This is a genomic window from Nocardioides sp. (genome assembly GCF_004803405.1).
Classification (GTDB): domain Bacteria; phylum Actinomycetota; class Actinomycetes; order Propionibacteriales; family Nocardioidaceae; genus Nocardioides; species Nocardioides vastitatis.
Genome location: NZ_SSXI01000013.1, coordinates 14,203 through 33,776, shown reverse-complemented (window position 1 = coordinate 33,776; position 19,574 = coordinate 14,203). Strand labels below are relative to the sequence as shown.

19 protein-coding genes are annotated in these 19,574 nt (G+C 70.7%); 16 read left to right on the top strand and 3 right to left on the bottom strand.

The genetic code is table 11. From position 1 onward, the window contains the following. Positions 1 to 23: 23 nt before the first annotated feature. The 4 genes from dop to prcA are packed head-to-tail and all read left to right on the top strand — an operon-like array spanning position 24 to position 3,476. A complete protein-coding gene (gene dop / locus E7Z54_RS01155; RefSeq protein WP_136430987.1) occupies positions 24 to 1,532 on the top strand; it encodes a depupylase/deamidase Dop in 1,509 nt (502 codons plus the stop codon). Between the two features lie 17 nt (positions 1,533 to 1,549). Beyond that, positions 1,550 to 1,747: a ubiquitin-like protein Pup gene (locus E7Z54_RS01150; protein WP_136430986.1), complete on the top strand. Its 198-nt coding sequence runs from the start codon at positions 1,550 to 1,552 to the stop codon at positions 1,745 to 1,747. Between the two features lie 5 nt (positions 1,748 to 1,752). Continuing rightward, positions 1,753 to 2,616, top strand: coding sequence for a proteasome subunit beta (gene prcB / locus E7Z54_RS01145; RefSeq protein ID WP_136430985.1), 864 nt, complete (start codon positions 1,753 to 1,755; stop codon positions 2,614 to 2,616). Continuing rightward, positions 2,613 to 3,476, top strand: coding sequence for a proteasome subunit alpha (prcA, locus tag E7Z54_RS01140; protein WP_136430984.1), 864 nt, complete (start codon positions 2,613 to 2,615; stop codon positions 3,474 to 3,476). Before prcB ends, prcA begins: the two co-directional genes overlap by 4 nt. A 6-nt stretch (positions 3,477 to 3,482) precedes the next feature. On the opposite strand, the gene E7Z54_RS01135 is transcribed toward prcA, so the two are convergent. After that, positions 3,483 to 4,907 carry an FAD-dependent oxidoreductase gene (locus E7Z54_RS01135; RefSeq protein WP_136430983.1) on the bottom strand — a complete coding sequence of 475 codons (1,425 nt, stop codon included), beginning with the start codon at positions 4,905 to 4,907 and terminating at the stop codon, positions 3,483 to 3,485. Between the two features lie 44 nt (positions 4,908 to 4,951). Here E7Z54_RS01135 and pafA point away from each other — a divergent pair, with 44 nt between their 5' ends. The 8 genes from pafA (at position 4,952) to E7Z54_RS01095 (ending at position 14,378) form a co-directional block, all read left to right on the top strand. Then, entirely contained in the window at positions 4,952 to 6,313 is a 1,362-nt protein-coding gene (gene pafA / locus E7Z54_RS01130; protein ID WP_136430982.1) for a Pup--protein ligase, read from the top strand. Between the two features lie 89 nt (positions 6,314 to 6,402). Beyond that, positions 6,403 to 7,485 carry an FKBP-type peptidyl-prolyl cis-trans isomerase gene (locus E7Z54_RS01125; RefSeq protein ID WP_136430981.1) on the top strand — a complete coding sequence of 361 codons (1,083 nt, stop codon included), beginning with the start codon at positions 6,403 to 6,405 and terminating at the stop codon, positions 7,483 to 7,485. 27 nt (positions 7,486 to 7,512) lie between these two features. Continuing rightward, the gene (locus E7Z54_RS01120; protein WP_136430980.1) at positions 7,513 to 8,472 is read left to right on the top strand and encodes a helix-turn-helix transcriptional regulator; all 960 of its coding nucleotides are present in this window, start codon (positions 7,513 to 7,515) and stop codon (positions 8,470 to 8,472) included. Next, positions 8,469 to 9,476, top strand: a complete 1,008-nt coding sequence (locus E7Z54_RS01115) for a helix-turn-helix transcriptional regulator (protein ID WP_136430979.1) — start codon at positions 8,469 to 8,471, stop codon at positions 9,474 to 9,476. The genes E7Z54_RS01120 and E7Z54_RS01115 overlap by 4 nt, the downstream gene beginning before the upstream one ends. Before the next feature lie 54 nt (positions 9,477 to 9,530). Continuing rightward, a complete protein-coding gene (gene tatA, locus E7Z54_RS01110) occupies positions 9,531 to 9,824 on the top strand; it encodes a twin-arginine translocase TatA/TatE family subunit (protein ID WP_136430978.1) in 294 nt (97 codons plus the stop codon). A gap of 26 nt (positions 9,825 to 9,850) precedes the next feature. Then, the gene (tatC, locus tag E7Z54_RS01105) at positions 9,851 to 10,702 is read left to right on the top strand and encodes a twin-arginine translocase subunit TatC (RefSeq protein WP_136430977.1); all 852 of its coding nucleotides are present in this window, start codon (positions 9,851 to 9,853) and stop codon (positions 10,700 to 10,702) included. Between the two features lie 26 nt (positions 10,703 to 10,728). Continuing rightward, positions 10,729 to 11,601, top strand: a complete 873-nt coding sequence (locus E7Z54_RS01100; RefSeq protein WP_136430976.1) for a diacylglycerol kinase — start codon at positions 10,729 to 10,731, stop codon at positions 11,599 to 11,601. After that, positions 11,598 to 14,378: a DEAD/DEAH box helicase gene (locus E7Z54_RS01095; RefSeq protein ID WP_136430975.1), complete on the top strand. Its 2,781-nt coding sequence runs from the start codon at positions 11,598 to 11,600 to the stop codon at positions 14,376 to 14,378. The genes E7Z54_RS01100 and E7Z54_RS01095 overlap by 4 nt, the downstream gene beginning before the upstream one ends. Here E7Z54_RS01095 and E7Z54_RS01090 read toward each other — a convergent pair. Then, positions 14,375 to 15,322, bottom strand: coding sequence for a 5'-3' exonuclease (locus tag E7Z54_RS01090; protein ID WP_136430974.1), 948 nt, complete (start codon positions 15,320 to 15,322; stop codon positions 14,375 to 14,377). The genes E7Z54_RS01095 and E7Z54_RS01090 overlap by 4 nt on opposite strands. 49 nt (positions 15,323 to 15,371) lie before the next feature. Between E7Z54_RS01090 and E7Z54_RS01085 the strand changes: the two genes are divergently transcribed. The 4 genes from E7Z54_RS01085 (at position 15,372) to E7Z54_RS01070 (ending at position 19,081) form a co-directional block, all read left to right on the top strand. Further along, positions 15,372 to 15,833, top strand: coding sequence for an Lrp/AsnC family transcriptional regulator (locus E7Z54_RS01085; RefSeq protein ID WP_240769446.1), 462 nt, complete (start codon positions 15,372 to 15,374; stop codon positions 15,831 to 15,833). 425 nt (positions 15,834 to 16,258) lie between these two features. Then, on the top strand, positions 16,259 to 17,866 hold the full coding sequence (gene lnt, locus E7Z54_RS01080; protein WP_240769445.1) for an apolipoprotein N-acyltransferase: 1,608 nt from the start codon (positions 16,259 to 16,261) through the stop codon (positions 17,864 to 17,866). A gap of 4 nt (positions 17,867 to 17,870) precedes the next feature. After that, complete coding sequence (locus tag E7Z54_RS01075) at positions 17,871 to 18,626, top strand: polyprenol monophosphomannose synthase (protein WP_206055944.1); 756 nt, start codon at positions 17,871 to 17,873, stop codon at positions 18,624 to 18,626. Then, entirely contained in the window at positions 18,623 to 19,081 is a 459-nt protein-coding gene (locus E7Z54_RS01070; RefSeq protein WP_136430972.1) for an FxsA family protein, read from the top strand. The genes E7Z54_RS01075 and E7Z54_RS01070 overlap by 4 nt, the downstream gene beginning before the upstream one ends. 2 nt (positions 19,082 to 19,083) lie before the next feature. Here the strand turns inward: E7Z54_RS01070 and E7Z54_RS01065 are convergent, their stop codons facing one another. After that, the gene (locus E7Z54_RS01065) at positions 19,084 to 19,479 is read right to left on the bottom strand and encodes an RNA polymerase-binding protein RbpA (protein ID WP_136430971.1); all 396 of its coding nucleotides are present in this window, start codon (positions 19,477 to 19,479) and stop codon (positions 19,084 to 19,086) included. Positions 19,480 to 19,574 lie beyond the last annotated feature (95 nt).

Below are 19,574 nucleotides of genomic sequence, written 5' to 3'. Positions count from 1 at the left end.
CGGCACGCCGTACGCTGGGGGGCATGAGCGTGCGCCGCGTGATGGGCACCGAGGTCGAGTACGGGATCTCGGTGCAGGGGCAGTCCACCGCGAACCCGATGGTGGCCTCCTCCCAGGTCGTGAACGCGTACGCCTCCGCGACGGTGCGGGCTCGGCGCGCCCGGTGGGACTTCGAGGAGGAGTCGCCGCTGCGCGACGCGCGCGGCTTCGACATGTCGCGACAGATCGCCGACCCCAGCCAGCTCACCGACGAGGACCTCGGGCTCGCCAACGTCATCCTCACCAACGGCGCTCGGCTCTACGTCGACCACGCGCACCCGGAGTACTCCACGCCGGAGGTGGTCTCGCCGCTGGACATCGTCCGCTGGGACAAGGCCGGGGAGCTGGTGATGCTCGACGCGGCACGGCTCGCGCACCAGCTCCCGGGCAGCCCGTCGATCGTGCTCTACAAGAACAACACCGACAACAAGGGCGCGTCCTACGGCGCGCACGAGAACTACCTGATGCGCCGGTCCACGCCGTTCGCGGACATCGTCAGGCACCTGACGCCCTTCTTCGTGAGCCGACAGGTGTTCTGCGGCGCCGGGCGGGTCGGCAAGGGGCAGGACGGCCGCGAGCAGGGTTTCCAGCTCAGCCAGCGTGCGGACTTCTTCGAGGTCGAGGTGGGCCTCGAGACGACGCTCAAGCGCCCGATCATCAACACCCGCGACGAGCCGCATGCCGATCCCGAGAGGTACCGCCGACTCCACGTCATCATCGGCGACGCGAACCTGGCCGAGATCTCCACCTACCTCAAGCTCGGGACGACGTCGCTGGTGCTGGCCATGATCGAGGAGCGGTTCATCGACCGCGAGCTGACCGTCGACACGCCCGTGGCCGCGCTCCGCTCGGTGTCCCACGACCCGACGCTCCGACAGACCGTGACCCTCGCGGACGGTCGCAAGCTCACCGGTATCCAGCTCCAGCTGGAGTACCTCGACCTCGCGAAGAAGTACGTCGAGGACCGGTACGGCGCCGACGCCGACCCGCAGACCAAGGACGTGCTCGCGCGCTGGGAGGACGTCCTCAACCGCCTGGAGTCGGACCCGATGTCACTGGCCGACCAGCTCGACTGGGTCGCCAAGCTCAAGCTGCTCGAGCAGTACCGCTCCCGGGACGGCCTCGCCTGGGACGACGCCAAGCTCCAGCTGATCGACTACCAGTACTCCGACATCCGTCCCGAGAAGGGCCTCTACCACCGGCTGGCTCGGGCGGGTCGGATCCAGCGCCTGCTCACCGACGCCGAGGTCGAGTCGGCGATGACCAACCCGCCGGACGAGACGCGGGCCTACTTCCGCGGGCGCTGCCTCGAGAAGTACGCACCCGACGTGGCCGCGGCCTCGTGGGACTCGGTGATCTTCGACCTGCCCGGCCGTGAGTCGCTCCAGCGGGTTCCGACCATCGATCCGCTGCGCGGGAGCAAGGCTCACGTGGGGCGGCTGATCGACAGCTGCGAGACCGCAGAGGCGTTGGTCCGCGCACTCAGCCGCTGAGTGGCTAGGCTCTAGGCATGGCCCAGGAGCAGAAGCAACCGCGCAAGTCGGGTGAGGCCGAGGAGTCGACCGAGGTCGCCCCCGAGTCCGACGTCGCCGAGCGCAAGGAGGCGATGGACGACGACGTCGACGCGATCCTCGACGAGATCGACGACGTCCTCGAGTCCAACGCCGAGGACTTCGTGAAGTCGTTCATCCAGAAGGGCGGGGAGTAGCCCCTGTGAACGACGCACGCATCCCGGGCGCATTCCTGCGCCCGGGCACCTCGTCCTTCAGCGACTTCATCGCCGAGAACGCCCCCGACCTGCTTCCCGCGCGCCGTTCGCTGCCCGCCGGCAGCGCCGCCGAGCTCGCGCCGCACGGCACGACGATCGTGGCGGCGACCTTCCCCGGTGGCCTCGTCATGGCCGGCGACCGCCGCGCCACGATGGGCAACGTGATCGCCCAGCGCGACATCGAGAAGGTCTTCCCGGCCGATGAGTACTCCGTGGTCGGCATCGCCGGCACCGCCGGCCTCGCCGTCGAGATGGTGCGGCTCTTCCAGGTCGAGCTCGAGCACTACGAGAAGATCGAGGGCAGCATCCTGTCCCTCGACGGCAAGGCCAACCGCCTCTCCGCGCTGATCCGCGCGAACCTCGGCATGGCGATGCAGGGTCTCGCAGTGGTCCCGATGTTCGCGGGTTACGACCTCGAGCGCGGGATCGGTCGGATCTTCGGGTACGACGTCACGGGCGGGCGGCACGAGGAGGCTGCCTTCTTCACCGTCGGCTCCGGCTCGCTGTTCGCCAGGGGCGCGCTGAAGAAGCTCTACCGCGAGGACCTCTCCCAGGACGACGCCGTCCGGGTGTGCCTCCAGGCCCTGTACGACGCCGCGGACGACGACTCGGCGACCGGCGGGCCGGACCTGACGCGCCGGATCTTCCCGGTGGTCTGGGTGGTGACCGACGACGGCGCGGTCCGGCTCGACGAGCTCCGGATCGGCGAGCTGGCCAACCAGGTCGTCGGCGCCCGGATGCTGCGACCCGACGGACCGGTGGCCGAGCTGCCCGGCGGCGAGAACACAGGAGAGGACCTCCGCGCATGAGCATGCCGTTCTACGTCTCGCCCGAGCAGCTGATGAAGGACCGGGCGGACTTCGCTCGCAAGGGCATCGCCCGTGGCCGCTCGCTCGCTGCGGTGCAGTTCGCCGACGGGGTACTACTCGTGACGGAGAACCCCTCCCAGGCGCTGCACAAGGTCTCCGAGCTCTACGACCGGCTCGCGTTCGCCGCGGTCGGCCGCTACAACGAGTTCGAGAACCTCCGGATCGCCGGCGTGCGGCTGGCCGACATGCGCGGCTACGCCTACGACCGGCGCGACGTCACCGGCCGGGGGCTGGCCAACGCCTACGCCCAGACCCTCGGCACGATCTTCTCCGCCGGAGGGGAGAAGCCCTACGAGGTCGAGATCTTCGTCGCCGAGGTCGGGGACCGCCCCGAGGAGGACCAGATCTACCGCCTCACCTACGAGGGCCGGGTCGCCGACGAGCACGGCTACGCCGTGATGGGCGGCGACGCCGACACGGTGGCGTCCTACCTCAAGGAGCACTACACCGCCGGCGCGCCCCTCGACGAGGCGCTCCGGGTCGCGGTGGCCGCCCTCGGACACTCGTCGAACGAACGCGGCCAGACCGAGGACCGGGTGATCCCCGTCGAGGACCTCGAGGTCGCGGTGCTCGACCGGACCAGGGTGCAGCCTCGGAAGTTCCGCCGGATCCTGCCGACCAGGCTCGAGCAGATGCTGGGCGACCGGGGTCCCGCGGAGCACGCTCCGGACGAGGCTCCCGCCGAGAGCTCGGCCTCACCCGACGCGCCGGGTCAGGCGCAGCCGGGCAGGCGCGAGCAGGTCACGCCGCCGGACTCCGGTGAGGACGAGGGCGAGCCGCCCGTCGCACCGCCGCTGTAGACGGGATCAGGACAGCCGCTTCGTCGCCGGACCCTCGAGGACCTCGCCGTCCGGCGCGAACCTCGACCCGTGCAGTGGGCAGTCCCAGGACTGTTCGGTGGGGTTCCACGACAGGACGCCACCGAGGTGGGTGCAGGTCGGTGCGTCGTCCTTGCGGAACGGCTTGCTCGCATAGCCGTACGCCAGGTGACAGCCGACCTCGGCGTTGAACAGCGCCGCCCGTCCTCCTGCGAGCGCCTCGCGCGGAGTCCAGCTCCGCATCGACCGCCCCCACGCCGGCGGCCTCCCGTCGAGGAGGTCCGCAGCGAGGAGCAGGGCAGCGGCGGGCGCGGTGCTGAATCCCCACTTGTCGAAGCCGGTGGCCACCTGGACCCGGTGGTCTCCGGGGAGCAGCGGGCCGACGTAGGGCAGCCCGGTGACGGGGGACTGGTCCTGGGCGGACCACACGTGACGCAGCTCGCCGCCGGGGAACGTCTCCTGCGCCCAGGTCAGCAGCTCGTCGAGCCGCTTCGACGGCGAGCTCCGCCCGGTCACGTGGCCGGACCCGCCGATCATCAGGAGCTCCTCGCCGTCGGTCGCGCGCACCGACCGGAGCGACCGGACCTGGCGGTCCGAGGACAGGTGCATCCCGCGCGGCAGCCAGGTCGAGCTGATCGCCGCCGCGTACGAGCGTTGCGGCTTGAGCCGCGCGAAGAAGGCGCCTCGGTCCATGATCGGCTGGTTGGTCGCGAGCACCACGGCATCGGCGTCGACGGTCGCGCGGTCGGTGCGCACCGTGACCCGGCTGGCACCCCGGTCCACGTCGACCACGCGGGACTCCTCGAACACGGTGCCGCCCTCCGCCTCGACATCGGCCAGCAGGGCGGCCAGCAGCTCCATCGCGTGCACCTGGAACTGGCCGTCCAGGCGCACCGCCCCGAGCACGTCGTACGGCAGCTCGGTGTGGTCGGTCCACGCCACGTCGAGCCCGGCCACCTTCCCGGCCGCGAGCTCCGCACGAGCGCGCACCATGCCCGGCCGCGTTGTTGCGTAGGTGGTCGCGTGGCGCTCCTCCGCGGTGACACCGCGGTGCTCGCAGTAGTGCCGGAGCCACGCCTGGCCCTCCCGGCCGGCCTCCACGTAGAGACGCGCGACCGACGGCGGATTCGACTGCAGCACGCGGCTGAGTTTGGTGCCCTGCAGCAGGCTCACCTTGCCGGTGGTGTGGCCCGACGTGCCGTCGCCGATCCTGCGGGCCTCGAGCACGGCGACCGACCGCCCGGCGCGCGCCACGAGCAGCGCGGTGAGCAGCCCGGTCAGGCCGCCACCGACCACCACGACGTCGTACGACGCCGGGCTGGTCAGCGGTGGTCTCGGGTCCGGTCGGGGTCGGGCGAACCACACCGGCTCGCTGTCGACGGGGCGGAGGGAAAATGATTCGGGTGCGGCCATGGCAGTCCGGTACCCCATGCGGCTCCGGACAGTAGTGTGCAGGCATGGACCGTCGGATCTTCGGCATCGAGAACGAGTACGGCGTCACGTGCACGTTCCGGGGCCAGCGGCGGCTCAGCCCGGACGAGGTGGCGCGCTACCTGTTCCGCAAGGTGGTCAGCTGGGGTCGGTCGAGCAACGTCTTCCTCCGCAACGGCGCCCGGCTCTACCTCGACGTGGGCAGCCACCCGGAGTACGCCACACCCGAGTGCGACGACGTCGTCGACCTGGTGACGCACGACAAGGCGGGGGAGCGGGTCCTCGAGGGACTCCTCCTCGACGCCGAGCAACGGCTGCACGACGAGGGCATCGCCGGCGAGATCTACCTGTTCAAGAACAACACCGACTCCGCCGGCAACTCCTACGGCTGTCACGAGAACTACCTGGTGAGCAGGGCCGGCGAGTTCAGCCGGCTCGCCGACGTGTTGATCCCGTTCCTGGTGACCCGCCAGATCGTGGTCGGCGCCGGCAAGATCACGCAGACACCTCGGGGCACGTCGTACTCCGTCAGCCAGCGCGCCGAGCACATCTGGGAGGGCGTCTCCAGCGCGACCACCCGTAGTCGCCCGATCATCAACACCCGGGACGAGCCGCACGCCGACGCCGAGAAGTACCGCCGGCTCCATGTGATCGTGGGCGACTCCAACATGAGCGAGACGACCACGATGCTGAAGGTCGCCTCGTGCGACCTGGTCCTCCGGATGATCGAGGAGGGCGTGGTGATGCGCGACCTCACGATGGAGAACCCGATCCGCGCGATCCGCGAGATCTCCCACGACGTCACCGGGCGCCGCAAGGTCCGGCTCGCGAACGGCCGCGAGGCCAGCGCCCTGGAGATCCAGGCCGAGTACCTCAGCAAGGCCCGCGACTTCGTGGACCGCCGCGGCATCAGCACGCCGACCATCGAGCGTGCGCTCGACCTGTGGGAGCGCGGCCTCAAGGCGGTCGAGTCCGACGACCTCGGCCTGGTCGACCGCGAGATCGACTGGGTGATCAAGTGGAAGCTGATCGACCGCTACCGCGCCAAGCACGGACTACCGCTGAGTCACCCGCGGATCGCGCAGCTCGACCTCGCCTACCACGACATCCACCGCGGCCGAGGCCTCTACTACCTGCTGGAGAAGCGGGGTGCGGTCGCCCGGGTGACCACCGACCTCCGCATCTTCGAGGCCAAGTCGGTCCCCCCGCAGAACACCCGAGCCCGCCTCCGCGGGGAGTTCATCCGCAAGGCCCAGGAGCGACGACGCGACTTCACCGTCGACTGGGTGCACCTGAAGCTGAACGACCAGGCGCAGCGCACCGTCCTGTGCAAGGACCCCTTCCGGGCGTACGACGAGCGCGTGCAGCGCCTCATCGACGGCATGTGACCCCGGGGCCCGCTGCGGTTCAGACCGGGCTCAGACCGGGCTCAGCCCCGACTCAGACGCGGCTCAGACGCGGTCGGTAAGGTTTGCGCGTGCTCGACCACCTGCGCCGCCCCGCCACCCTCCTGATCGCCACCCTGCTGCCGACAAGCCTCGCGTTGGCCGCGTGCGGAGGCGGTGACGACGACATGCTGGAGGGCCTGGACGCCGTCACCGTGTCCGGCGAGCCCGGCACGACGCCGAACCTGGACTGGAAGGGCCGCCTCAAGCCGGAGAAGGCCGAGTCCACCGTGGTCGAGAAGGGCGACGGCGCGGCACTGAAGGAGGGCGACGTCGTCCGCGTGGACTTCACCGTCGCCAACGGCTGGACCCACGAGGAGCACTTCAGCAGCTACGACGCCACCGGTCTGAGCGTCCTGGTCACGGTCGGCACCGAGAAGGAGCCGCAGAGCGTGACGGACCTGCTCGCGACCGGCTTCGCCGGCCAGATCAAGCCCGGTCAGACCCTGGGCAGCAGGATCGCGGTCACCGCCGGCAGCGACGTGGTGTTCGGGGACTACCTGGCGACCCAGGCAGCGACCCTGCTCGCAAGTCTCGACATCGGCAACGAGGACGGGTTGCTGTTCGTCGCCGACCTCACCGCGCTCGCCCAGCCTGCCGGCACCGCACAGAAGGCTCCGGGCTGGGCACCGGCCATCGTCGAGAAGGACGGCGTGCCGACCGGGCTCGACTTCGCCGGCGCCGCCACCCCTAGCGGCACTCTGCAGGTCGCGACCCTGGTCAAGGGCGACGGCCCGGTCGTCCGCTCCGGCCAGACCATCCTCGCCAGCTACCTGGGACAGGTGTGGAAGGGCAAGAAGCCCTTCGACGAGAGCTACAGCACCGGCCGCGGCCTCGAGGCCGTGGTGGGCGGGCAGGCGGCCTCCGTCGTCAAGGGCTGGTCGCAGGGCCTGGTCGGCCTGCCCGTCGGCAGCCGGGTGATCCTCCAGATCCCGCCGAAGCTCGGCTACGGCAACAAGGCGCAGGGGGACATTCCGGCGAAGTCGACGCTGTACTTCGTGGTGGACATCCTCGACGCGGCCGACCCGGAGCCGACTCCCGAGCCGACCCCCGCCGCGACCGAGACGCCGGCCGAGACGCCGAGCGACACCGCATCTCCTTCACCCTCCGACTAGCGCCCGTCGCGGGCAGGATCGATCCTCATGCCGGTACCGAAGAGCGAGCGGCTTCTCAACCTGCTCATCATGCTCCTGGTGCAGCGGCGCCCCATCGCCAAGGACCGTATCCGCCAGCTCCTTTACCCCGACTCGCGCCCCGACGCGTTCGAGAAGATGTTCGAGCGGGACAAGGACGAGCTGCGCAGCCTGGGTGTGCCGGTCGAGGTCGCCTCGGTGGACCCCTTCTTCGACGACGAGGTGGGCTACCGGGTGCCGGTCGACCAGTTCGCCCTGCCCGACATCGAGCTCACGCCCGAGGAGGCTGCCGTCGTCGGCCTCGCCTCGCGAGTCTGGCAGCACGCGACGATGGCGCAGGCGACCTCCGATGCCGTGCGAAAGCTGACGGCCGCGGGCATCGACGTCGATCTGGAGGCGCTGGAGATCGCGCAGCCGCTGCTCACTGCCGACGAGCCGGCCTTCGAGACCTGCTGGCTGGCGGTGTGTGAGCGCAACGCGATCCAGTTCGACTACCAGCGCGTCGGCTCCGTCCCCCGCACCCGCCACCTCCAGCCGTGGGGCGTCGTGCGCTACTCCGGTCGGTGGTACGTCGTCGGCTACGACACCGACCGTCAGGACGAGCGCGTCTTCCGGCTGTCGCGGGTCGTCGGGGAGGTGCACAGGATCGGCCCGTCCGGTGCCTACGACGTGCCGTCGGACGCCGACATCCGGGCGATCGCGCGCCGGCTGGCCCCGCCCACGTCCACGGAGAACGCCGTGCTGCTGATCCGCCAGGGCACCGGACACACGCTCCGCCGGGGTGCGACGCGCGTCGAGCCGGGAGTGCCGGGACCCGACACGCGCACGGGTTGGGACCGCGTCGAGCTGATCCGCCCATCGGTCGGCCTCGAGGACGAGGTGCTCGCACACGGGCCTGACGTCGTCCTCCTGGAGCCGGCGGCGCTGCGCAAGCGCATCGTGGACCGGCTCGAGCAGGTGCTGGCATGAGCACCGGGCCCGGCGCGCGCGACCAGGTCGCGCGGCTGTTGACCCTGGTGCCGTTCCTGCACCACCGCGACGGCGTGCGGCTGGAGGAGGCTGCCGAGCTGCTGGGCACCACTCCCGAGCAGGTGCTGCGCGACCTCAAGGTGCTCTTCATGTGCGGTCTGCCGGGTGGGCTGCCGGACGACCTGATCGACGTGGACCTCGACGCCATCGAGAGCGCGGAGGGGAGCCCGGTCGGCGACGGGGTGATCCGGGTGGAGAACGCCGACTACCTGGCCCGTCCGCTGCGGCTGAGCCCGACAGAGGCCTCCGCGATCATCGTCGCGCTCCGCACGCTGCGGGAGGCGTCGACCGGGGAGACGGTCGCGCTGGTCGACCGGGTGCTCGCGAAGCTCGAGGCGGCTGCGGCGACCGCGGGTGCCGGCCAGGTGGACGTGGCTCCCTCGCCGCGCGACGCCGAGCTGCTCCGGGTCGCCGGGCTGACCCGCGTGCTCAACGACGCCGCCGCCGCGCGCCGGCAGGTGCGACTGACCTACTTCGTCCCCTCCCGGGACGAGCTCTCCGAGCGCGTGGTGGACCCGCGTGGCGTCGTCGTCCACGGGGTCTTCACCTACCTCGACGCCTGGTGTCACCTCGCCGCGGCCGACCGCCTGTTCCGGCTGGACCGGATCACGCGTGCCGACGTGCTGGACAGCCCGATCGCGAGCCAGCCGCGGCCCCCGCGCGACCTCAGCGACGGCCTCTTCACGACCGCGGGCGACGACGGCAGCACGCTGGTGACCCTCCGGCTGGGCGCCCAGGCGCGCTGGGCGACGGAGTACTACCCGGTGCGCGCGGTGCGGCCCCTGGCGGACGGCGCTGCCGAGGTAGACCTGGTCGTGGCCGACCGGCGCTGGCTCACCCGGCTCCTCCTGCGGCTCTCACCCCACGCCTCGGTGGTCGGTCCCCGGGAGTTCACCGAATCTTTCACAGCCGCTGCACAGGAGACGCTGACGCTCTACCAGTGAGCGCGGCGTACGATGGAGCAGTCAGCACCCACCGAAGCGAGAGTTGGTTCCCCGATGTCCCTGCCCCTCATCGGAATGCCCCAGGGCGCCGAGTGGCTGATCATCCTGGCGATCGTGGTGCTGGTCTTCGGCGCCGCCAAGCTGCCCGAGCTGGCCCGCGGCACCGGTCAGGCGCTTCGCATCTTCAAGTCGGAGACCAAGGGTCTGCGCGACGACGACGACAAGCCGAAGAAGGCCACGCCGACCGCAGAGCTGCCTCCCGCTGCGGACGCCGGCACCGACGCGCCCGCTCGTGACGAGGTGGCCGAGGGCGAGATCGTCGACGAGCACCACGAGCGCAACGCCTGATCGCGGCACCGTCAAGGTCCTCGTCGGTGTCACTGTCCGGAGTCGTTCAGCTCTTCGTCGGCAAGCCGGTCCATCCCATCGGCACGGACGGCCGGATGGCGCTGTCCGACCACCTGCGCGAGCTGCGGGCGCGCCTGCTCAAGGCCGCCCTGGTCCTCGTCGTCGGGTTCGTGGTCGCGCTCTTCTTCTTCGACCCGATCTTCGCGATCGTCAACAGCCCCTACCAGCAGGCACGTGAGGCGCTCGCACGTGAGGCGCTCGGCGAGGAGCGGACGATCGCGACCACCAGCGGCGCCGCCGGCGGCTTCCTGCTGTACCTGAAGCTCTGCGGGCTCGCCGCACTGGTCGGCACCAGCCCGTTCTGGCTCTACCAGATCTGGGCCTTCATCCTCCCGGGGTTGCACGCGAGTGAGAAGCGCTGGACCGGCATCTTCGCGGTCATCGCCGGCCCGCTGTTCCTCGCCGGCATCGCGCTCGGCTACCTGACCCTTCCGAAGGGTCTCGAGCTGCTCATCGGGTTCACGCCTAGCGACCTCACCAACCTGGTGGAGTTCAACGAGTACCTGACGTTCTTCACGCGGACTTTGCTGGTCTTCGGCATCGCGTTCGAGATCCCGGTCTTCGTCGTCCTGCTCAACCTGGCCGGGATCGTCAAGGGCAAGTCCCTCGGCGCTCACCGCCCGTGGATCATCGTCGGCTCCTTCATCTTCGCCGCGGTTGCGACCCCGTCGGGCGACCCGTTCACCATGACGTTCATGGCGGGGCCGATGGTCATCCTGTTCTTCATCTCCGAGGCGATCGCTCGGTTCAACGACCGCCGGCGCGAGCGCCGCTCGATCAACGCCGGCCTGTCGCCGGACGAGGCGAGCCCGTTGTAGGCCCGGCCTTGCCCTAGCCTTCACCTGTGCCTCGCCACGCCGTCGTCCTGACCAACCCCACCGCCGGCAAGGGGCGCGGCGCTCGGGTGCGGGATGCGGCGCTGCCCCGGCTCCATGGGGCCGGGTGGCGGACGACGTCGCTCAGCGGCCGGGACGCCGACGAGGCCGGAGACCTCGCCCGCACGGCGGTCGGGCAGGAGCCGGACCTGCTGGTCGTGTGCGGAGGGGACGGGATGGTCAACCTCGGCCTGCAGGCGGTGGCCGGCACGCCGGTGCCGCTCGGGATCCTTCCGGCAGGCACGGGCAACGACTTCGCCCGGGTCCTCGACATCCCGCTGCGCGACGCCGTAGCGGCCGCCGGCCGGCTCATTCGCGGCGCCCCACGAGCGGTCGACCTCGCCCGGATCGGCGACCGCTACTTCGGCAACGTGCTGGCCGCCGGATTCGACGCGGTGGTCAACGAGCGCGCCAACCGGATGTCCTGGCCCCGGGGGCGGATGCGCTACAACCTGGCCACCCTCGCAGAGCTCCGCGTCTTCGAGCCGCTCCACTATGTCCTCGAGCTCGACGGCGTCCAACGCCGTGTCGACGCGATGCTGGTCGCCGTCGGCAACGGTCCGTCGTTCGGCGGCGGACTCCGCATCACGCACGGCGCGGACCTGCACGACGGCCTCCTCGACGTGGTTCTCATCAAGCCGATGGGCAAGATGGAGCTGGTGAGGACCTTTCCGAAGCTGTACGACGGCAGCCACGTCACCCACCCGCAGTACGAGCGACACCGGGTGCGGACGGTGACGGTCGCGTGCGCGGGAATCGTCGGGTACGCCGACGGCGAGCGGTTCGGGCCGCTCCCGCTGACGGTCGAGTCCGTGCCCGGCGCCGCACAGGTGTGGGCATGACGACCGGCGCCGGCGAGCCGACGCCCGCGGAGCGGTACGCCGCGTACCAGCGAGACAAGGGGCATCCGGTGTTCCGGGACTTCGCTAGCGGATTCCCCTTCGACCTGGACGAGTTCCAGGTCGAAGGCTGCAGGGCGGTGGAGGAGGGGCACGGGGTGCTCGTCGCGGCACCGACCGGCGCCGGCAAGACGGTGGTGGGCGAGTTCGCCGTCCACCTGGCGCTCGAGACGGACCGGAAGTGCTTCTACACGACACCGATCAAGGCGCTCTCCAACCAGAAGTACCACGACCTCGTCGAGCGGTACGGTGCCGACAGGGTCGGCCTGCTGACCGGTGACACCTCGATCAACGGTGAGGCGCCGATCGTCGTGATGACGACCGAGGTGCTGCGCAACATGCTCTACGCCCGGTCTCGGACGCTCGTCGGGCTCGGCTTCGCGGTGATGGACGAGGTGCACTACCTCGCCGACCGCGCGCGTGGTGCGGTGTGGGAGGAGGTGATCATCCACCTGCCGGAGTCGGTGTCGGTGATCTCGCTCTCGGCAACGGTCTCCAACGCGGAGGAGTTCGGCGAGTGGCTCGAGACCGTCCGTGGGTCGATCCGGACGATCGTCGCGGAGCGGCGGCCGGTGCCGCTGTTCCAGCACGTCATGGTGGGGCGCCGGCTGCTCGACCTCTTCGCGTCCTCCGACGTGGACGCCGCTGCCGGCTTCGTCCGCGAGGGTGCGCCGGTCAACGACGAGCTGATGCGACTGGCGCGCGACGACTGGGCGTCGTCCCGGCTCAAGGACCGACGCACCCCCCGGGGCAGCCGCCAGGGGGGACCTGGCAGCCGCAACGTCGGCAGCGGGCGCCGAATCTGGATACCCGGGCGTCTCGACGTGATCGACCGCCTGGAGCGCGACAACCTGCTTCCAGCGCTCTTCTTCATCTTCAGCCGCGCCGGCTGTGACGCAGCGGTGCGCCAGTGCCTGGACGCCAACGTCCGCCTGACCACACCCGAGGAGCGCGACGAGGCGATCGCCATCGTCGAGCGCGCTCTGGGAGGGTTGCCCCCGGACGACCTCCACGTGCTGGGCTACCACGAGTTCCTCGACGCGACCTCGCGTGGCGTCGCCGCGCACCACGCCGGCATGCTGCCGGCGTTCAAGGAGTGCGTCGAGGAGCTGTATCTCCGTGGACTGGTGAAGGTGGTCTTCGCGACCGAGACGCTCGCCCTCGGCATCAACATGCCGGCTCGGACGGTCGTGCTGGAGAAGCTGAGCAAGTGGAACGGCGAGACGCACGCCGACATCACGCCGGGGGAGTACACCCAGCTGACCGGCCGAGCCGGCCGCCGCGGCCTCGACATCGAGGGCCACGCCGTCGTGCTGTGGCAGCCCGGCATGAACCCGCGGGAGCTGGCAGGGCTCGCCTCGACCCGCACGTACCCGCTGCGCTCGTCGTTCCGACCGTCGTACAACATGGCGGTCAACCTGGTGCACTCCTACGGCCGGCACACCGCCCGTGAGCTCCTGGAGCAGTCGTTCGCGCAGTTCCAGGCCGACCGCGCGGTGGTGGGCCTGGCCCGCCAGCTGCGCAAGGCCGAGGACGCCCTGCAGGGATACGCCGAGGCGGCCCAGTGCCACCTGGGCGACTTCATGGAGTACGCCGCGATGCGGCGCCAGGTCACCGACCTCGAGAAGGCCGCCAGCAAGGTACGACGGCACGACCGCCGCGGCGAGGCCGAGGCCTCGCTCGAGCGGCTGCGGCCGGGAGACGTCATCGTGGTGCCGGTCGGGAAGTTCGCTGGCCCGGCCGTCGTGGTCGACCCCGGTCTCTCCGACCAGGGCCACCGGCCGTTGGTGATCACCGCAGAGCGACAGGGCCGCCGGCTGGCCATGATGGACTTCCCAGTGCCGGTCGAGCCGGTCGCTCGGATCCGGCTCCCGAAGCGGGTCGACGCCCGCAACCCGCACCAGCGCAAGGACATCGCGCAGGCGGTCCGCGAGGCGGTCCGGACGTTGCCGCTCTCGGTCACCAAGCCGAGGGCAGAGCGCGGCACGATGGACGCCGACACGGCGCGACAGGTCGCCGATCTGCGGACCCGGATCCGGGAGCACCCCTGCCACGGCTGCGCGGACCGGGAGGACCATGCACGCTGGGCCGATCGCCATGCCAAGCTCGACAAGGATGCGAAGACCCTGGAGCAGCGGATCGAGCGGCGCACCAACACGGTCGCCCGGACGTTCGACCGGGTGTGCGAGGTGCTGGAGGCCCTCGAGTACCTCGACGGCGACAGGGTCACCGATCGCGGCCGCGGTCTGATGCGGATCTACTCCGACCTCGATCTCGTGGCCGCGGAGTCACTGCGCACCGGCCTCTGGGACGACCTGACGCCGCAGCAGCTCGGCGCGGTCCTGTCGGCGCTGGTCTACGAGGCGCGACGTCCCGAGGAGGGACCGGCCAACCTGCCCGGCGGGGCGATCTCGACCACCATCGACGCGATGATCCGGCTCTGGAGCGAGCTGGAGGCGCTGGAGAGGGCACACCGCCTCGACTTCCTCCGCAAGCCCGACCCGGGCTTCGCCTGGACCGCCTTCCGGTGGGCCGGCGGGGAGGACCTCGACGAGGTGCTCCTTCGCAACGACCAGACAGCCGGAGACTTCGTGCGGCAGATGAAGCAGCTGATCGACTTCGCCGGCCAGATCGCCGACGCAGCCTCGGGCACGCCGGTCCGCGACACCGCGCGCGCCCTGGTGAGGCTGCTCCGCCGCGGGATCGTCGCGAGCGACTAGACCGGGTCCACCTCCTCGGGCGCAGGCAGTCCCGCGAGCACGGCTGTGAGCCGGCTGACCGGCGTCGTGAGCCCCCAGCGCTCGGCCAGCTCCTCGAGGTCCGCGGCCGCGACGGCGACCCGCGGGACCGCCAGGCCGTCGCGGGGGAGATCCAGGTGACGGGCCACGGCGACGACCGTGGGCGCGACGTCGAGGTAGGCAGCGGCCTCGTTGATCCGCAGCCGGGGCGCCGGGCCCATGTCGCTGGTCGGGTCGAGCGCGGCGGCGCGGATACCGGACATGTCGCCGTACTTCTGAAGGAGCGCGGCGGCAGTCTTCTCCCCGATGCCCTTGACCCCGGGGAGCCCGTCCGACGGGTCGCCCCGCAGGGTCGCGAAGTCGGCGTACTGCCCGGGGCGCACGCCGTACTTCTCGACGACCCACGCCTCGTCGACGCGCTCGTGGCGGCCGACGCCACGGCCGACGTAGAGGATCCGGACCTCGGCCTCGTCGTCCACGAGCTGGAAGAGGTCACGGTCACCAGTGACGACGTCGACCGGCTGACCGGCGTCGGTGGCGAGGGTGCCGATCACGTCGTCGGCCTCGTAGCCGGGGGCACCGATGACCGCGATCCCGAATGCCCTCAGCACCTCACGGATGATCGGTACCTGCACCTCGAGCGGGTCGGGCACCTCCTCGATGTCGGGGGCGCCCGCCACCTCGGCGACGACCCGGTGCGCCTTGTAGGTCGGCAGCAGGTCCACCCGCCACTGGGGTCGCCAGTCGTCGTCCCAGCAGCACACCAGGTCGGTGGGCTGGTACTGCTCAACGAGCCGGGAGATGTAGTCGAGCAGGCCACGCACCGCGTTCACGTTGGTGCCGTCGGGGGCGAGGATCTCCGGCGCGCCGAAGTAGGCGCGGAAGTAGAGGCTCGCGGTGTCGAGGAGAAGCAGGCGTCCGGTCATCGCGAGACAGCCTACGGCTCCCGGGCCGTGCGTGCCCTAGTGTGACTGCGTGAGTCAGAGCAGTCAGGCGGTCGAGGTGATCGACCGGCAGATCCTGGAGCTCCTGGCCAAGGACGGGCGGATGTCCTACACCGATCTCGGCCGGGCCACGGGGCTCTCCACCTCTGCCGTGCACCAGCGGGTGAAGCGGCTCGAGCAGCGAGGCCTGATCCTCGGCTACGGCGCCACCGTCAACTACGCCGAGATCGGCATGCCGCTGACCGCGTTCATCGCGATCCGCCCGATCGACCCCTCACAGCCCGACGACTGCCCGGACCGGCTCGTCGACATGCCGGAGATCGAGTCCTGCTGGTCGGTGGCCGGTGAGGAGTCCTACGTCCTCAAGGTGCGGTCCACGACCCCGGCCGCGCTGGAAGCGCTGCTCGCACGGGTCCGCACCGTCGCGAACGTCTCCACGCGCACCACGATCGTGCTCTCGACGTACTACGAGAACCGACCCGTCAGCAGCTGACGAACACCCGATCCGGCGTGCCGCAGGCGACACGCCGGGCGCGCGCTGATTTTCTCGTCATTTTGCCGTTCCCGGTGCCCCATCCTGACCTGCGACAACACACGTCTGCGCAGGTCAGCGGGCGGTTGACAGCGGCGCCACGTCTGATCAGAGTACGGAGACGTTCGCTCGTGCAGGTCGTGGCAGGCGGACCGACGTCCGAGTGGCCGTCCGATGGGGGAGTAGCACCAGCTCCGCCCGACAACGGTTCGCGGAGGTCGGTTCGCTCCTCGAGAGCGAGCCGGAAGGGTTCGGGTCCCCCTAGACAACATCCCGGCGTCGGCACCCGGTCGAGAGTCGGGATGGTCCGAAGGCGGCTCGGACCCTTCCGCGCCTGATCGACCTCCACTCCCCGCCGAGGTGCACGACGCGACTACGCTCTGTCCGTGCTGATCCGCTCGCTCATCGCGGTCCTCGGGGGACTCCTGGTGACCGCCTCCTTCGAGCCGATCACCCTGCCCTGGCTGCTGCCGTTCGGTGTCGCCCTGTATGCGCTCGCCACCCGCGGTCTCAGCGTCTGGCGGTCCGGAGCGGTCGGGCTCGTCTTCGGGGTCAGCTTCTACTTCACGCACATCGAGTGGATGCGCGGCTCGGTCGGGCCGGACGCCTGGGTGGCACTGGCCGCCGTGGAGGCGGTCTTCTACGGGCTGCTCGGACTCGCCGTCCCGGTGATCCGAAGGCTCCCCGCCTGGCCGCTGTGGCTGGCCGCCGCGTGGACCACGATGGAGACCGTCCGGAGCGGCTGGCCCTTCAGCGGCATGCCGTGGGGGCGGCTCTCCTTCGCCGCGGTCGACACTCCCGTCGCACCGGCCGCGGCCTACGTCGGCCTGACCGGTCTCTCCTTCCTGCTCGCCCTCACCGGCTTCCTGGTCGCCCGACTCGTCGAGGCCCTCGCACCGGCCGTCCGGCCTCGGGGCGGCGATCGTCGGGTCGTCGACGCGAGGCCTGCGCGCACGACGGGCGCCGCGCTGGTCGGTCTGCTGGCGCTGCTCATGGTCCCGGCGGTGGCGCCCTACGACCCTCCACTGGACGGCACGGCGACAGTCGCGGCCGTGCAGGGCGACGTGCCCGGACCGGGCAACGACATCCTCTGGGACCACCGAGGCGTGACGCAGAACCACGTCGACGCGACCGTGCGCCTGGCCCTCGATGTCGCGACCGGGGAGCAGCCACGCCCTGACTTCGTCGTGTGGCCCGAGAACTCCACTGCGGTCGACCCGTTCACCGATGTCGCCGTCAACGACGGCATCCGCACCGCGGTCTCCGCGGTCGGGGTGCCGGTCATGGTCGGGGGAATCGTCGACGAGGGCCGCGATCACGTGCTCAACCAGGGGATCGTCTGGGACCCGGTGACCGGTCCCGGCGACCGCTACACCAAGCAGCACCCGGTGCCGTACGGCGAGTACATCCCGTACCGCCGCTACTGGGAGCCGAAGTTCGGCCAGCTCGCCCTCATCACGCGGGACATGAAGAGCGGCACCCGGACCGCGCCGCTCCGGGTGGCTGGGATCGAGGTGGCCGACGCGATCTGCTTCGACATCGCCTACGACGACGTGATGCGCGAGCAGGTGCGTGCCGGCGCCGACCTGCTGACCGTGCAGACCAGCAACGCGAGCTTCATCTTCACCCACCAGGTGGAACAGCAGTTCGCGATCACCCGGCTGCGGGCGATCGAGGCGGGCCGCTGGCTCGTCGTGGCCTCGACGAACGGACGCACGGGGGTGATCGCCCCGGACGGCACCGTCGTGGCGTCCGCGGACCCGCGGACCACCGCCGTCCTCGTGGAGCGGGTGGAGCTCAGCGCGGGTCTGACGCCGGCGATGCGGATGGGCGTGTGGCCGTCACGCCTGTTCACCGTCCTGACGCTTGCTGCTCTCGTCGCTGGCATCGTCGCGTACCGTCGAGAGCGAGAGTTTGCCGGGCCCGCGCGGGTCGAACCGGACGAGGAGACGCCCGCGCCGTCCCCGACCCCGAATGAGGCTCCTGTTGCCTGAGCAGATGCACGACCCCGATCGCACCGTGATGGTGCTCCCCACCTTCAACGAGGCGGGCAACATCGCCTTGATCATCGACCGGCTGCGACGCACGGAGCCCGACGTGGACGTGCTGGTCGTCGACGACGGCTCGCCCGACGGAACCGGTCGGATCGCCGACGAGCTGGCTTCCGCCGACGGGCAGGTCCACGTGCTGCACCGAACCGCCAAGGGCGGGCTCGGCGCCGCGTACCTGACCGGGTTCAGATGGTGCCTCGAACGGGGGTACGACGTGATCGGGGAGATGGACGCCGACGGCTCCCACCAGCCGGAGCAGCTTCGCCGGCTGCGGGTCGCGCTGCGCGAGGCCGACCTCGTGATCGGCTCCCGTTGGGTGCGGGGGGGATCGGTGGTCAACTGGCCGTGGCAGCGTGAGGTGCTCTCCCGCGGCGGGAACCTCTACGTGCGTCTGCTGCTCGGCATCGGTGTCCGGGACGCGACGGCGGGCTTCCGGCTGTACCGACGCGCGACACTCGAGAAGATCCAGCTCGACGAGGTGCGCTCCACCGGCTACGTCTTCCAGACCGATCTGGTGGCGCGCACGCTCCGCGCCGGGCTGACCGTGCGCGAGGTTCCGATCGAGTTCGTCGAGCGGGTCCGCGGCGAGTCGAAGATGAGCGGGCAGGTCGCCGTGGAGTCGCTCAAGCGGATCACCTACTGGGGCATACGCGAGCGGTGGCAGCAGCTGCTCCACAGGAACGTCCGCGCGGGCCAGCCATGAGCCGAGGCCGGGGTCGTCGGTGGGCGGTCGTCCTCTTCGTGGCGTTCGTGGTGATGCCGATCGTCGAGATCGTCGTCCTGATCCAGGTCGGCCAGGTGATCGGGCCCTGGTGGACCATCCTCCTGCTCGTCCTCGACAGCATCATCGGCGCCTGGCTCATCAAACGCGAGGGACGGCGCGCATGGGCAGCGCTGCGGGACCGGATCGAGACCGGGCGGATGCCGCACCGGGAGCTCGCGGACGGGGCCCTGATCGTGCTCGGCGGCGCGTTGATGCTCACCCCCGGCTTCGTCACCGACGGCCTCGGGATCCTGCTCATCCTTCCCGCGACCCGGCCGCTGTTCCGCAGGCTGCTGACGTCGTACGCCACGAACAGCGTGGTGAGAAAGACCAGCCCCGGACCGACGGGCGGGGGAGCCGTCGTCCGGGGCGAGGTCATCGACCCGCCTGAGTAGCCTCAGGAGGTCTTGCTGGCGGCCTTCCGCTTGCGGGCGTTGGCTCGGTGCAGGTGCGCCGGGCCGATCTCGCCGCCGCGGAGCAGCTCGAGCCGCTCGGTGAGAATCTCCTCGAGCTCCTTCTCCGAGCGGCGCTCCAGAAGCATGTCCCAGTGTGTGCGCTGAGGCTTCTCAGCCTTCACCTCGCGCTCGATCCCCGAGGTGCTCTCGGCCTCGAGACCGCACCGCGGGCACTCCCAGACCGCCGGCACCTCGGCCTCGATCGACATGGTGATCTCGAACTCGTGTCCCTGCGGACAGCGGTACCCGACCTGCTGACGGGCGGCGAACTCGATCCCCCGCTCGTCCTCGAACGACTGGCCACCCAGACGGGCGCCGCGCAACGTGCGTTCGGCCATGGCTACCTCTCCCTCACGTTCTCTGCCCCCGGATGATTGAGGGGACAGGCGGCAGGTCGCCGAGGGATCTCCCCGGACGTCGAGGACCGACGCCG